This is a genomic window from Providencia sp. 21OH12SH02B-Prov, assembly GCF_027362595.1.
GTDB lineage: Bacteria > Pseudomonadota > Gammaproteobacteria > Enterobacterales > Enterobacteriaceae > Providencia > Providencia zhejiangensis.
In genome coordinates this window covers 324,201-338,167 of sequence record NZ_CP114796.1, presented here as the reverse complement: position 1 = coordinate 338,167, position 13,967 = coordinate 324,201, and the positions used below count along the sequence as shown (strand labels likewise).

Annotated in this window: 10 protein-coding genes and 1 pseudogene; 3 read left to right on the top strand and 8 right to left on the bottom strand. The window is 41.3% G+C overall.

Translation table 11 applies throughout. The features are described 5' to 3' along the window. The first annotated feature begins 371 nt into the window (after window positions 1-371). Together O7C57_RS01590 and O7C57_RS21500 are read left to right on the top strand one after the other, a co-directional pair. The gene (locus tag O7C57_RS01590; RefSeq protein ID WP_244316451.1) at window positions 372-881 is read left to right on the top strand and encodes a DUF3304 domain-containing protein; all 510 of its coding nucleotides are present in this window, start codon (window positions 372-374) and stop codon (window positions 879-881) included. After that, window positions 869-3,428: pseudogene (locus O7C57_RS21500) on the top strand (T6SS phospholipase effector Tle1-like catalytic domain-containing protein). Before O7C57_RS01590 ends, O7C57_RS21500 begins: the two are co-directional and overlap by 13 nt. A gap of 107 nt (window positions 3,429-3,535) precedes the next feature. Here O7C57_RS21500 and O7C57_RS01570 read toward each other — a convergent pair. Both O7C57_RS01570 and O7C57_RS01565 read right to left on the bottom strand, forming a co-directional pair. Further along, window positions 3,536-5,977 carry a T6SS phospholipase effector Tle1-like catalytic domain-containing protein gene (locus tag O7C57_RS01570; protein ID WP_269723525.1) on the bottom strand — a complete coding sequence of 814 codons (2,442 nt, stop codon included), beginning with the start codon at window positions 5,975-5,977 and terminating at the stop codon, window positions 3,536-3,538. Continuing rightward, entirely contained in the window at window positions 5,965-6,483 is a 519-nt protein-coding gene (locus O7C57_RS01565) for a DUF3304 domain-containing protein (protein WP_163863262.1), read from the bottom strand. Before O7C57_RS01565 ends, O7C57_RS01570 begins: the two co-directional genes overlap by 13 nt. A gap of 219 nt (window positions 6,484-6,702) precedes the next feature. On the opposite strand from O7C57_RS01565, the gene O7C57_RS01560 reads away from it, so the two are divergent. After that, complete coding sequence (locus O7C57_RS01560; RefSeq protein ID WP_154624384.1) at window positions 6,703-6,882, top strand: hypothetical protein; 180 nt, start codon at window positions 6,703-6,705, stop codon at window positions 6,880-6,882. On the opposite strand, the gene O7C57_RS21835 is transcribed toward O7C57_RS01560, so the two are convergent. The 6 genes from O7C57_RS21835 to O7C57_RS01535 form a co-directional block, all read right to left on the bottom strand. Further along, a complete protein-coding gene (locus O7C57_RS21835; protein ID WP_425476433.1) occupies window positions 6,879-7,028 on the bottom strand; it encodes a hypothetical protein in 150 nt (49 codons plus the stop codon). The two genes, O7C57_RS01560 and O7C57_RS21835, sit on opposite strands and share 4 nt — an antisense overlap. A 1,192-nt stretch (window positions 7,029-8,220) precedes the next feature. Continuing rightward, a protein-coding gene (locus tag O7C57_RS01555) for an IS1 family transposase (RefSeq protein ID WP_269723143.1) occupies window positions 8,221-8,918 on the bottom strand; the annotation gives its coding sequence in 2 pieces (ribosomal slippage) (window positions 8,221-8,669 and window positions 8,669-8,918; 699 coding nt in all). 401 nt (window positions 8,919-9,319) lie between these two features. Next, entirely contained in the window at window positions 9,320-11,494 is a 2,175-nt protein-coding gene (gene uvrD, locus O7C57_RS01550) for a DNA helicase II (protein WP_196713761.1), read from the bottom strand. A 49-nt stretch (window positions 11,495-11,543) separates the two neighbouring features. Further along, the gene (gene yigB / locus O7C57_RS01545; RefSeq protein WP_154622898.1) at window positions 11,544-12,260 is read right to left on the bottom strand and encodes a 5-amino-6-(5-phospho-D-ribitylamino)uracil phosphatase YigB; all 717 of its coding nucleotides are present in this window, start codon (window positions 12,258-12,260) and stop codon (window positions 11,544-11,546) included. After that, complete coding sequence (xerC, locus tag O7C57_RS01540; protein WP_269723524.1) at window positions 12,260-13,189, bottom strand: tyrosine recombinase XerC; 930 nt, start codon at window positions 13,187-13,189, stop codon at window positions 12,260-12,262. The genes yigB and xerC overlap by 1 nt, the downstream gene beginning before the upstream one ends. Next, the gene (locus O7C57_RS01535; RefSeq protein ID WP_269723523.1) at window positions 13,171-13,875 is read right to left on the bottom strand and encodes a DUF484 domain-containing protein; all 705 of its coding nucleotides are present in this window, start codon (window positions 13,873-13,875) and stop codon (window positions 13,171-13,173) included. Before O7C57_RS01535 ends, xerC begins: the two co-directional genes overlap by 19 nt. Between the last annotated feature and the right edge of the window lie 92 nt (window positions 13,876-13,967).

Below are 13,967 nucleotides of genomic sequence, written 5' to 3'. Positions count from 1 at the left end.
TATTTTAAATAACACTACCGTCCTCGTTTTACTCGGTTGGTAAAATCGTCGAACACCACAAAACAAGTTTGTGCTTTTCAACGATTTCAGGTCAGTTTTTCAGTCAGCTCTGGCGATGTTAAAAATACGCTTAACTGCAACTGAAACCGTTATAAACTTTCAGGGGGATGAGATACTTTTAGCAATTCAAAATCGCACTTAGGCGGTTTTATGATATCTAACCTGGTGTTTTAGTCTCTAAACACACCCGTTTAACACAATGGGTCTTATAAGAACCAATGATGTCACTCCAATTATTCTTATTCAGGAATAGATAATTTACCTTAAGTGTATGATACTGTTTTCCATTTCCAATGGACAGGATTATGTACATGAGAGCATTTACTTTAGCTTTTTTCATTCTTCCACTCTTTATTTTAGGGTGTTCGCCCGACGATAAACCGAAAGATAAAATCGCCTATGTGGGGGCAAATTTATTGGGGTATAACCATGTCGCGGATACGAAGATTAATTGGTTTTCAGTCAATGGTTATCGGGGGCGAACCGGGGGGTTTACGTGCTGCATCATGCTACCTGAAATATGGCAACCCAATATGCAGGTCAATATCAAGTGGGAAGTTAATCCTGACCCTTTTCCCTCCGATTTTCCTGAATACAGTGATCCCAACTACAAAGATTATATAAAAAAATATAAAGCCAATTACCGACAATATCAGACCACCGTGACTATCCCGGAATATACGGATTCCTGTGGATTGCAAGTCCACTTCTTACCGTGCCAACAAGTGAAAGTTACCGCGACGTGCCATGGCATTGAGCATCCAAACCACCCCATTAAAGACCCTTTTGACCAACCGGAGCCCGCACAATGTCCTCAATGATTATCGCCCCTCAAAAAGACCAAATCTCAACCCAAGGTGGCCCTTGTTGGGTTCCCCCTGAATTCCCGCTCGATGGGCGGTTAAAACTGACAAAAGAGCAGTTAATTAAGAATATTGAAAAAAATAAGACAAGAAGAATCTCGACATCGGAGTGACTGTTATCGGAAATTAAAAAATTCGTGTTGTAAAAGTTTACATATCAGCTTGTTTTTTGATGGCACCAATAACAATGAGCCGAACGACACAAGCAGTACACCGTCGCATCCATCCAATGTGGCTAAACTGTATCATGCCAGTGCCCCCGAAAACCGTCAGGCGAATGAGAGTGGTTTTTATGCTTATTACATTCCGGGCGTCGGTACGCCATTCCCTCAAATTGGGACGTATGATTATTATTCTTCGGGGTTGCAGTTTGCGGTTGGGGGAGAAGACCGTATTAATTGGGGCTTAGTTCAACTGTGTAATACATTACATCATACGGTGACAAAAAATTTCATCGGTAATGGTCTTATGAAAAAAGCGGTTGAAACGATGAATTCATCCAAACTAGATCTATCTCAAAACGACGCCATAATGGCGACGGCGGCAACAGGTCCAATGTTTTTTGACCGAGAAAAAATTAATCAAGCCTATTTAGCTGCAGTTTCGCCAAATAATAGTCATCAGGCGGCACGCTTACATGCCATAGAAAAACTACTTGAACCGATTAAGAAAAAAGTACCCGACTCTCAATGTAAAATTGTCGCCATTAAATTGTTTGTCTATGGATTTTCTCGTGGGGCAGCGGAAGCCAGAGCGTTTGTGAGTTGGTTAGATGAACTGTTATCGTCCAATCTGTTAGGATTTCCCGCGGGAACGCTATTGGGTGTCAAGGTCTCGGTCGAGTTTTTAGGCATTTTTGATACCGTTCCTGCGGTAGGGATAGCCAACGTCGTGCTGGGATTTACAGGGCATAACGGTTGGGCGGGGCAAACGCAACCCTTACCGCAATCAGGGTTGATTAAAAAATGTTGTCACTTTGTCGCGGCCAATGAACAGCGGCAAGCCTTTTCACTCGATTCAATTCGGACGGCGGAGGGAAATTATTTACCTAACACGGTGGAGGTGGTTTACCCCGGCATGCACTCGGATGTGGGAGGGGGGTATCCGATGGGCGACCAAGGTAAATCCCGAGATGATGCGGGGGCGTTATTGTCTCAAATCGCGCTGCACGATATGTACGCGGCCGCGATTGAAGCTGGCGCCCCATTAGCCGTTCATCCTGATACGTTTAATCAGCTATCTGCCGATTATCAGCAGTGGTATTCCTTTAGAAATATGGATGGTTCTAATCGTGAAGAATTTAACGTATCCCCGAAATTGGTTTCGACGTTTAACCATTGGCTATCAACAACGTTGATTGATACTCAACAAGAGTCTGATTTGTCAGACAGTCCTATCTATTCCCCATTTCGGTTTGAAACGGTGTGCTTAGAACAAATCATGGAAGATCAACTCAGTTGGATTACGGGGTGGCGAATTATGCGTTTTGCATCCCCTCTCTCATCCCCGATGAACATCGCGTCACAACCTTTTTTTCAGCAGGCTTCTCAACACCCCAAAATTCAGGCTCAACCGTATGAATCAGGGTATGGAAAGCAAGCGTATAATGCGTTGGCTGAGGAATGATCTCTTTTAGCATGTAATGCTCAACTCACTGAAAAAAAGCGTAATGATGAGATAGCTAAACATAGAAATAATGAAGATTGGTTTCCAGGTGGTGATTTAATTGGTTCACCTTTATTTGATGCCACTAATGCACGAGGACAACTCTGGGAAGCAGCGTTAGAATTTGCCGCTGATTATGTGCGTAGACCTCGACCTGAACCACTATTAACGCTTCAATATAAAATGACCAAGCACCCCATTAATGAAAAAACCTGTACGATTGAAGAAAACACGGACAGCAGTTTTGCTGGCTCAGTACCGTTAACAGCGGGAATACTACAGATTCTTGACCCGTTATTGTTAACCAATGCGTATGTTTATACGCGCCAAAATGAAGCTGTCAAATATTTTATTTTTAAAGATAATGGGAATGATAAATATGAACGATCTTTTTTACCGTATTTCACGGGTAAAAAAGATCCAAAAATAGGTTCTTTAATTGATCTCTATGATAACTATATTCATGATTCTCGAGCTTGGTTTATGCATTCCGAGAGTGGAGTGAGAGAGCCGTTTGGAGGGTATTTTTTATCAAGAATGATTTATTTTGGGGATAAATGGAATAAGGCCGTCTTATTGCGTTTTGATGGTAATTATTTAATGGGCGTGGATAAAAATTTACAGAAACACGCTGTTTTTACTCATCACCCAACCTATGGGGTTAAAATATATCATCGCCAGACTGGACAAGAAATTATCGTTAATGAAAACGAATTACCTGCTTCAACTCATGAGTTTATTGCTCAATTGAAACCGTTGGTTCAGCAACGGAAAGATGATAGACAGGCTCAAATATATGCAAATCTACAAAAAATAGCGAATGGCACTTTTGTTTCTTAGCCTTTATTTTGGGCGGGTATGTCTATCCGCCTCTTTTTCTTCGATTTGTAGTTTTATTTAACATAATGGGTCTTATGGGAATCGAGATATTTCGATTCCCATTATGATTAAGTTAATTTAATGACATTTGGCAATGTGGAAACATATTCCATGAATTTTTCGTGGCGTATCTTATCGCTTGAAAGCTCTAACGCACCAATTTCAGACAGGAAATCTGAGGTAGGAGCCGATATGGTGCTATTTGGGATTGTATACACATGCCCACTGTTTCTATTTTTTAAAACGTATTCTTCACCATGTTTAAACACTTCAATATCGTTCGCGTTTTTGGATAAATCAAATTCAAAAAGATTGGGCGTAAGTTCTAAATCAAGACTGACGACTTGGGTTAATTTATTCCATTTATTACCAAAGTAAATCATTCGAAATAAAAAGTAATCACCTAACATTTCGGAGATACCCGCTTCGGTATGCATAAACCATGCACGAGAATCGTGGATTTGGTCATCATATAATGCAATTACTTTTTTTATGTCAGTAAAAACATTTTTGATGCGTGGGTGATCGTTTTGGTTATCGAGAACCGGCTTGACTGTATCTTGATAAATGAGTGTGGCGAGTTGTTTTAAACGAGCATATTCCGCTTCAGGATCATGACCTAACACGAGATACGTCGCTTTTCTAACAGCCCTGTCTGCCGCTTTAAAAACCATGGTTTTTCGAGTGACATTGAGATAGTCAATGCTGGGTTGATTATCGTAATCGGTTTTAAACTCCAACGATGCTTCCCATAGTTGTCCTTTGCTATTCTGTTCATCGAACAATGGCTCTCCGATAAATTGTGGAGGAGGCGTCCAATCATCGTTATGACGAGTTTTTTCTTTTTCCCTTTCGACCTGTATTTGTTTTAATTTAGCGTCATGAGTCTCTTTGGCTTCATTGATGTAATATTCAGCTCTATCCGGAAATCGCGTATCCCATGGATCGATTTGGGCTCCATCGGGCAATGTTGAGGCTTGGAAAAAAGGTTGGTGTGATAAATTGATTGACTCTTGCCGAGAGGATGCATATCTGGCTATACGCCATGCGGTCATCCATCCCATCTGTTCTTCGACTGCATCTTCAAGCGGGGCGTATTTAAAACGTACAGGGGAATAGCCTTGTTCACTTTGTGTTGGCTGTGATTGTGTTTCAAGGGTTACAGTTTTTCGCCATGCATTAAATCGGGTAATTAATTCATCTGATATTACAAATTCTTTAATTGTACTAGGCTGCATTACTCTATAAGGATAACGTTCCTTTAATTCATCCCTAATATAACTGGGATGGATCGCCAGCGGTGCGCCTGCATCGATGGCTGATGCATATAAATCGTGTAGGGCTATTTGTGACAGAAGTTCACCATCACTCTCACGGGCTTTTCCTTGGTCATTAACAGGGTATCCACCTCCTACATCGGAGTGCATTCCGGGATAAATGACTTCAACTGCATTTGAAGGGTAAGTCCCGTCAGGGTAACGAATGGAGTCTAACGCAAAGCATTGGCGTTGTTCATGAGATGAGACAAGGTGAGTACATTGTTTAATTAAACTGGATTTAGGGAGGCTTTGCGTCCCATAAGCCCATCCATTATGTCCAGTGAAGATTGGCGCCATATTGGCAACACCAACTGCAGGAACTGTATCTAGAATACCTAAAAATTCAATAGAAACAGCGAGTCCCAGAAGTGTTCCTTGGGGGGAAAGGGTTGAGGATTTTAGAATATCATTCAGCCATGAAGAAAAGGTTCTGGCTTCTGCTGCACCTCGGGAAAAACCATAAACAAATAGATTAATGCTGACTAATTTTGGACTGGCTGTGATGATGTCTTTTTTTAGTGGTTCAAGCAACGATTCTATTTCACGAATACGGTTGATATTATTATTGTCAGCCGTTCTGGCTGCATCTAGCCCCTGTCCTGTAAAAAGGTGGCCAATTATCGCTGACTCATAACTCCCTCGCATCGCATGAACGCTTTTTTTCATGGTGTTATCATCGAGTTTTATTTTCTTAATCGCGATATTTAATGTATTACAAATTTGGACCAATGCCCAATTGATACGGTCTTCTCCTCCCTTTGCGTACGTGAGTCCCTCTGAATAATAGTCATAGGTTCCTATTTCGGGAAAGGGGGTTCCGACTCCGGGAATATAATATGCGTAATATCCACTGCTATTGGCTTTTTTGTCTTCAGGGGCACTGGCATGATATAGCTTCGCAATATTAGAAGGATGTGGAGGGCTAGCTTTCTTGGTGTCATAGGGTTCATTGTTATTGGTACCGTCAAAAAATAAGCTGATATGCAAACTATGGCAGCATGTCATGCTCATTCTAAACCCTAGCTTTTCTGACACTTTATCATGATAACGCGCTTCATCCTGACGGATCTTTTTTAAGTTACGTTCAATTTGCTTCGGTGTGAGAGGGAGTCGTCCTTGGCTTGGAAACTCTGGAGGCATCCAACATGATTCGCCATGACTGACTTTATCCCAACGTGTTATTTCTGGCATGATGCTGGTTCCTCTTGGTCAAAAGCATCTTTGATTGGGTAGTCTGGGTGGTCAATGGTATAACAGGAGGTAGTTACCTTGACTTGTTGGCAAGGTAAAAAATGCACGGTTAATCCACAGGTTTCTGAGTATTCAGGGATCTTAACTGTTGTTTGATACTGTCGGTAGTTAGCTTTGTGTTTTTTTGCAAACTCAGGATAATTTCCGCTATCAAACGTTGGAATATTTTTTGGGTATGGGTTGGGATCTATTTCCCATTCTATTTCAGCCGTTAAATTTGGATTCCATTTGGGTGGTAGCATAACGCAGCAGGTAAAACCACCCGTTCTCCCACCATACCCATTGACGGTAAACCAGTTAACGTTCGTTCCTTTCACATGATTAAATCCCGACAAATTCCCTGCAAGGTATTCACTTTTTTCAGGTAGAGATTTTTTTTCATCTGGTGAACATGCGAGGAGCAAAAATAGTGAGGAACTGAGCGTTATTTTAGTTAACCATTGCATTGATGTGACCTATCCATGAGATATATACGGACAGTATTTATCACCTAAACTAAATTAACAAGTTCTATCTGAATTTAACATAAAGGTGCTTAAGCATAACGCCACTTAGGCACTCATTCAAAAATCTACTCAATGGGCTAAAACCACTTCTTTTCACCCGTAAAAACACCATTTTTGATATTGCTCGTTTGTTATCAAAATGGCGGTTTGGGTTTCAGCATGGAAATGATACCAAACGGCTATTTTTCCAGAATTGCCAAGATTTTTTGGCTGGCACTGATGCAACTGGTTCAGATGTTGTTAGTAGCTTGGATTCGATTAATAGCATGGCATTTTTTAAGCTATCAACATGAGCATCTTTGTCTTCCAATCGTTGCTTTAACAAAAAAAGATCGCTAATTATCACTTTTTATTGCATTAGGTAACTCAACAAAGAAAAGCTCATAACCATCAATTGCTGGTCCAACATACCCCATGCCTTTACTCAACAGTTTAAAGTTTTTGGTGGCATCGGCAATTTCAACTGATTCTAACGCTGTAACTATTGCTTGGCGATCTTTGGCATTAATTTTTTTATTAATATTAGCTTAAGAGATTTGTTCGTTGTTTTTTATTGTATTTCAAATAGAAGTTAGACCCCGAGGTTTGGGAAGCAATGGAACAGTAAACGTCGTTAAGCAATCATTTTAACCACTAGCAGCCCGTTCCAAACATTAGTCAGTTTAACAAATCTTAGCCATTCTATTTAACCCATTAACCATTGTTATCGTTTCGTTGCTTCCCAACATCCCCTTTTCATTAACGCTATCATTCAATTCAGGACAAAGTAGTAAAGATACCTTACCTAAAATAGTCGTAATTACTGCTTGCCAAACCAACTTAAAGCAAATTGTTTCGCCAACAAAAAAATAAATAATAGAAAAACAATCTACCAATTAGCCAAACGGCTATATTTTGCATTGAATTAACCTTCAAAGGTAATCAAATCCAGTTTTTATATCCTTTCTTGATGATTTCTCTTGCCATTAGGTTAATGACTCTTTACCTTAAGCGAAATTTAACTTTTTGTACGATTAATCGTATTCACTTATTATGATAAAACTGATCCCTGCTGTCTTGTTCTTACCTTTAATCGTCTTTACGGAACTCAGTTATTCTGAGCCCTTATGATTTCCAGCCAATAGAGACAAAACAAAAAAGCGCTTAGAATCGGAAAAACAGCAACGAGAGGCCCTTGAAAATCAAAATACTGTTACGGTAGACCCGACACTGAAAAGCGCTAGTGATAATGCCTTGTGTTTTAACGCGAACCAAATTGAATTAGTGGGGATTTCCGTTTCTGCCTTTAAAGATAATGTATTATCACCCCTCGGTGATTAACGCCACAAATTCGTTACATATCCAAGCAGGGAAAGCATCAGTTTTAATAATACCCAGTTAGCCAAAACGAATAAACTCACCCTCAGTGCTAATGACAATATTTTGATTCATCGCGATGAATCCAATTTAATGAAACTCGCAGCTTCAGAGCCTGCCGCAAATATTAATACCCATCTTTCTGCACTCTTCCTCCACCCAGGTGCTGGTTTCAGCCTATTTCAGGACAAACGCTATCGGTTCTTCGGTATAACGTGTCTTTTTCATGTCAGATGACCTCTTTTTCAGGAGAAAAAAGGCAGGAAACTCTACTTTATACCTGTACTGAAGAAAGGGGTCGTGTATTCAATATAGAGATCATCATAATAGGTAGTATTCGCGTTCAATGAATGTACCGATGATTTTGTCATGCATTTCAGGTGACTTCGAGTAACCTAACGTCTTACGGTTAAGGCGCTTCAAGCGGTTTCTCAGGTTCAAATTCTCTCTTTCTATTCGTTGCGTATAAAACTTACTTACCACATGTTTCTGCTTGGGCAATATCTCATAAGCACTGAACTTATCCGTGCACCAAAAAGCCACATTAAACCTAGACAGTAAAGCCAGTAACTGGTGAAGAGTCCTTTTGTTTCGACGACCAAACGTATGAGCAATTATCCGTTTTAGGCGGGGCTCCCACGCATACCAAAGCCAGCGTTGTTGCTTCTTATTACCCACAAAAGACCACTGTTCATCGACTTCGCAAAGGAGTTCAATGTGCAGATTATCAAGGGGTAAAGAGGTTACCTGCTTCGGCGAGAGTTTTTTAAAGTGCGAACAACCGCATTAATGCTGATATGAAGGGCTCTAGCGGTATCACGAATACCGGCATTATTCATCGTTAGGTCGATAATTTTATCTTTGGTACCGGGCTGGCAGGCACGATATTCATAGTCGAGTTGGAAGCTTCGGCAGCAGTCTTGACAACGATAACGTTGATGACCTGTACTCCCTAGGCCATGTTTTTTCACTGAGGGAGTTTGTTGACAAAATGGGCACCTTACATCGACTTTAGCCATGAATATTCTCCGATAAATTACCCTATATTACAGATTAATCACCAGATTGAATACATGACCAAGAAAGGGAAGCGATCAGCTTAATGTTGTATTGCGACGAAAATCCCCAATGAGATCATCGTTTATTTTTTCAATTGCCCAATTCACACTCATCGTTCTTGAATTAATGATTATTAAAACGCAAATCATGCTATAAGCAAAAAATCGAAAAAACAAATTTATAATTTATATAAAAAAACAATAAAATAATTACAGTGAAAATAAGTTTAAATATATTATTAATTGATAATTACAATCTATTTTATTTTTATGTGTTTTAATATGCCTCGTGAAATTAAAACACACCGTATATTAGGTAGAATGCCATATTTTGTTTATGACACTCTACGGGGAAAAATAACTTATGATACATTTTCTAGCCGAGCATAGGATGCCACGAGCCATTTAATGCCTTGACCTTGGAAAGCAATTTGCAAACGACAATGTTCTCCACTTCCTTCCAAATTAATAATAGTACCTTCACCAAATTTAGGGTGCCGTACACGTTGGCCTAACGCATAACCTGAATCATTTTGGGTTACTGGTGTGCCAAGGCGCTGATGATTAACAGGACGAGAAACCGTTGCACGTAAACGAACTTCTTCCACACATTCTGTCGGCAACTCCGCAATAAAACGTGATGGGCGGTGATAAACTTCTTTACCATATAAACGACGACTTTCCGCATACGTGATCGTCAGCTTTTGCATCGCTCGCGTGATCCCAACATAAGCTAAGCGACGCTCTTCTTCTAAGCGACCGCTTTCATCCATTGACATTTGGCTAGGGAACATCCCTTCTTCCATACCAACGATAAAGACGATTGGGAATTCGAGTCCTTTTGCTGAGTGTAGTGTCATTAACTGCACCGCATCTTGATTCACATCGGCTTGGCCATCACCCGATTCTAATGCGGCATGTGATAAAAAGGCTTGTAGCGGCATCAAATCCTGATCTTCATCTTGATAACTAAAATCGCGGGTTGCGTTCACCAACTCTTCCAAGTTTTCGATGCGAGCCTGTGCTTTTTCACCTTTCTCTTGCTCATACATCGCACGTAGACCAGAGTCATTAATCACTCTATCCGTTTGTACATGTAAGGGCATATCTTGCGTTTCTTTCGCCAGCGCATCGACCAATTCGAGAAAACGTTCAATAGCCGCCGCGGCACGACCCCCAAGAACTTGCTCACGAAGTAAATATTCACAACTTTCCCATAAGGTTAATTGTTGGTCTCGTGCGGTTTGGCGTACGGTATCCAGAGTACGATCGCCAATACCTCGCGTTGGCGTATTTACCACACGTTCAAAGGAGGCATCGTCATTACGATTAGCAATCAGCCTTAAATAAGACAGTGCATCTTTAATTTCTTGACGTTCAAAGAAGCGTTGTCCACCATAAATGCGATATGGCATAGCACTTTGAATTAATGCCTCTTCCAACACACGAGATTGCGCGTTGCTACGATATAGCATCGCACAATCCTGCAAAGCACCACCATTTTCTTGCCACTGTTTTATACGGCTGACAATATAGCGCGCTTCATCTAATTCATTAAAAGCACAGTAGAGGGAAATCGGCTCACCATCGCCATCTTCCGTCCATAAATTTTTCCCTAATCGATCGCTATTATGCGCAATTAAGGCATTCGCAGCTTTCAGAATATTGTTAGTGGAACGGTAATTTTGTTCAAGACGGATTGTTTCAGCTCCAGGGAAGTCATTCAAAAAACGCTGAATATTTTCCACTTGTGCCCCACGCCAGCCGTAAATTGATTGATCATCATCGCCAACAATCATCACCTTACCCGTTTCGCCAGCTAACACGCGGATCCAAGCGTATTGAATGCTGTTCGTATCTTGGAATTCGTCGACGAGAATATTCGTGAAGCGTTCACGATAGTGTTGCAATACATGGGGCTTATTGAGCCATAATTCATGGGCTCGTAATAACAACTCAGCAAAATCGACTAACCCAGCACGATCACAAGCCTCTTGATAAGCTTGATACACTTTTAACCATGTACTTTCTATCGGGTTACCATAACATTCGATATGTTGAGGACGTAATCCCTCATCTTTTTTACCGTTGATGTACCACATTCCTTGGCGGGGGGGCCATTGTTTTTCATCAAGATTCATCGCTTTTAACAACCGACGAATTAATCGATATTGGTCATCGCTATCGAGAATTTGGAAATCTTGTGGTAAGCCAGCATCCAAATAGTGTTGACGTAGTAAGCGATGGGCTAAACCGTGGAAAGTACCAATCCACATGCCACCTTCACTTGAGCCAATCAACTGATTGATACGATGGCGCATTTCTGCTGCTGCTTTGTTGGTAAAGGTCACTGCCATGATCGAGAATGGTGATGCATGCTCAACCGCCATTAACCAAGCGATTCTGTGTACCAATACGCGCGTTTTACCACTACCTGCACCTGCAAGTACTAATAAGTTAGTGCGTGGTGCAGCAACTGCCTCACGCTGTTTATCATTAAGGCCTTCGAGCAGATAAGAAACGTCCATAATTACCATCAAAGCAGGACAGTGGCCACGACCACTGTGTTTTTATACAGAAAAATGATTATACCAGCGACAATAGAGAAGCCAACTGCGAAATTTCAACATGCGGCAATAAGCGTACATCTTTCTCTTCCATGAGTGTTTTATTGTCGACGTTAATCCAACAGGCTTGCATACCACTACGAATAGCACCCTCTACATCCGTCAATAGATTATCGCCCACATGTAAAATAGCATGAGGCTGTAAATCGAGTTTTTGCGCGGCTAGCCGATACATATCACAATAAGGTTTTGAGCGCCCATCCGGCCCTGCTTTCAACACAAACTGAAAATATTGCCCCAAGCCACAAGCATCTGGCTCTGCATTACCATTGGTAATCGCCACTAGGGGTAATTTTTCTGCAAGCTGAGCTAATATCTGGTGGGTTGATTCAGGAATATCTATTTGATTTCGCCAATAAGTAAAATGAGCCATTAGTTCATCCGCCCCTTTTAGAGCGTCTTCTCGGCTATATCCATAATGGCAAAACATCATTTTCGATGATAACCAGCGCCAGCGGGTGATATCGTGGCAAATATCCGGTTCTTGTTCAGCCACAATGCGACGAAAAGTATACAAATCATGATGAGTAAAATGACTGAATTGTGGATCATATTCACGGACAAAACGTAATACCTCTTCTTCCGTTTTATCAATGACCGGATGGTTATCATATAAAGTATCATCCAAATCAAACGTTATCGCTTGAATCGGTGACAGCGGACGGTAAAAATGCATTAAGGTTTCTCCCTTTTTGCTCTGGGATGAGCCACATCATAAACATTAGCCAAATGCTGAAAATCTAAGTGTGTATAGATTTGCGTTGTTGATAAGTTGGCATGGCCGAGCAATTCTTGCACACCGCGTAAATTACCACTTGATTCAAGAATATGTGTTGCAAATGAATGGCGCAACTTATGTGGGTTAATATGGCTATTTACCCCTTGTTTAATGCCCCATTGCTCAAAACGTTTTTGCACATTACGGTTTGATATTCGCTTGCCACTCTGTGTCGAAATAAAAACGGCATTATCTTCCGGTGCATATAACTCACGCATTTCTAGCCAACGTGTTAACCAACTCACCGCAGTTTTACCTAATGGGATTTTACGTTCTTTACTGCCTTTTCCCATCACTTTGACTTCACCCGAGGCGAGATCTAAATGACGAATATCTAATCCAACTAATTCAGATAAACGCAGCCCCGCGCCATACATCACTTCCAACATGGTTCTGTCTCGCACCACCAGTGGGTCACCGCTATCCATATTCAGTAATTGTGAGACTTCATCAACATCCATATTCTTTGGCAGTCGCTTTTTCGCTTTTGGCGCCTGTACTGCTTTGACTGGATTAGCTGGTAATTCATCTTGTTGTACCATCCAATCACAAAAACTCCGTAATGCAGACAATCGCAGCGCCATACTGGCTGCTTGCAAGCCTGCTCGACGGCTTTTAGCCGCGATATTACGGGCTTTAACGACATCAAGCTGTTGCCACTCACTCACCTTCATTTCATTGAGCATTTCTGTCACTGTCGTGAGCTGGCGGCGATAATTAGTGATCGTGACAGGGCTTAATCTACGCTCAACATGTAAATAACGTAAAAATGCTTCGACTTGGGTCATCAGCCCTTCCGGCTGAGTCGTTATAAGCGTTCTATCCATCGGCATAATAACCTCGGTAGAATTTGAGCCACTTTTTCTAACATCACTGTTCCCATACCAGATTGATAATGGTCTCGATTTCGGCTAGTAAAAATGACCATTCCTGATTCCCCATGATGACCAAAGAGAGAAATCGCTACCGAGCCTACATTCATAGCTTCCGGCAACAGCAGTTGTATTTCAGGGCCATTCAGCGTACCTAAATAATGCGTTTTCTCTCCAAAACGCTGAAGGCGAATAGATTCGAACGCACTACGGGAAACCACAAGTGCTTGCGCATCAAGAGGAGCAGACAACCGCCAACAATCACTAAATAAACGAACAGATGCCCCTGATAGGCCGAGTTTTTTTGCCCAGCGATTTAAACTGCTGAGCATCTCATTCAGGCTTTGCGCCATTGACATATCGATGACAAGATACAGTAACTCATCAAATAGCAAACCATTTTCATGCGCTTGTTCAACCATGAAACAGATATCTTGTTCGAGCTGTTTGATTTTTAGTCGCTGTCGATTCATCACCGCTTCAGGTAACGAAATTGTCCCCTGTATTGCATGCGATATTGAAAGTTGCTCAACAAGCGAAGCATTGCGGATAAAGAAGTCGGGCTGTTCCTGTAAGTAACGCGCCACTTGGCGATCATCAATTTGATAAGGGCTATCTGGCTCTATTTTCAGTTTATCCATTATAACCTCTTGATGATTAAGTCTACTCTAAATAAATCCCAGTATAGTTAGATGGCAAATAAGGCGCTAGTCAGTCACAAAACAGGTCGCTA